The organism is Streptomyces sp. NPDC059679 (genome assembly GCF_042734105.1).
In the GTDB taxonomy this organism is placed as follows: domain Bacteria; phylum Actinomycetota; class Actinomycetes; order Streptomycetales; family Streptomycetaceae; genus Streptomyces.
In genome coordinates, this window is sequence record NZ_JBHWES010000195.1 from 1 (window position 1) to 1,464 (window position 1,464).

Sequence of the window (1,464 nt, forward strand, 5' to 3'; positions counted from 1 at the left end):
TGCTGGCGGAGATCGGCGACCGTAACGGCCACCGTCTGACCTTCGAGTACGACGTGCATGGCGCCCCGGCTGGGATTGTCCACAGCGGCGGCTACCACCTCAAATTCACCACCGCCGGCGGCCGTATCACCGCCCTGCACCTGGCGGGCGCCGACCAGGAGCTCATCCGCTACACGTACACGGACGGCAATCTGACCGAAGTGGTCAACTCCTGCGGACTGCCGCTGCGGTTCGAGTACGACGCCGAGCGCCGGGTGATCGCGTGGATCGACACCAACGGCCGCCGCTACGACTACGTCTACGACAACCGGGACCGCTGCATCGCCGAGGGCGGCGCCGAGGGCCATATCTCCCTGCACATCGACTACGGCCCTACGGATGAGCGGACCGGCCACCGGGTCACCACCGTCACCACGGCCGAGGGCGACACCACCCGCTATCTGGTGAACGACCGCTGCCAGGTCATCGCCGTCACAGACGCCATCGGCAACACGGTCCGCACCCGGCGGGACCGTTACGGCCGCGCCCTCTCCCGTACCGATGCCCTGGGCCGGACCACCGGCTACACCTACGACGCGGCCGGCCGGCTGACCTCCCTGACCACCCCCGACGGACATCAGCGGACCGCCGCCTACAACGACCTGGGCCTGCCGGTGGAGGTCACCCACGCGGACGGGGCCACCTGGCGCTACGCGTACGACGAGCGCGGCAACCGCACCACCGCCACCGACCCGTTGGGCAACACCACCCACTACGCCTACGACGACCACGGCCACCTGGCCTCGACCACCAACGCACTCGGCGACACCACCCACATCCGCTGCGACCCGGCCGGGCTCCCCGTCGAGATCACCGATCCCCTGGGCGCGGCCACCGCCTACCACCGCGACGCCTACGGCCGCCCCACCGCCATCACCGACCCGCTCGGCGCCACCACCCGCGTGGAGTGGACGGTGGAGGGCAAGCTGTCACGGCGTATCGCCCCGGACGGCGCCGAACAGCGCTGGACGTACGACGGCGAGGGCAACGTCACCGCTCATGTGGACGCCGGCGGCGGCCTGACGACATACGAGTACACCCACTTCGACCTACTGGCCGCCCGGACCGACCCGGACGGAACCCGCCACGAGTTCACGCACGACACCCAGCTACGCCTCACCCAGGTCACCAATCCACAGGGTCTGACCTGGACCTACGAGTACGGCCCGACCGGCCGCACACTCAGCGAGACGGACTTCGACGGGCGCACCCTCACCTACGCGTACGACGCGGCAGGCCAGCTGGTCTCCCGCACCGATCCCCTGGGCCAGACCGTCTCCCTCGAATACGACGCCTGCGGCCGGGTCGTGCGCAAGGACGCCGACGGTCAGGTCAGCACCTTCTCCTACGACCCCGTGGGGCGGCTGATGGAGGCCGTCGGCCCGGAGGTGGCACTGACGTACCGGCGGGACCGGATGGGCCGGG

At 70.4% G+C, this 1,464-nt stretch carries 1 pseudogene; it reads left to right on the plus strand.

Going from position 1 to position 1,464, the window contains the following annotated elements:
• Positions 1 to 1,464: pseudogene (locus tag ACFV2X_RS55600) on the plus strand (type IV secretion protein Rhs); the annotation flags it as partial.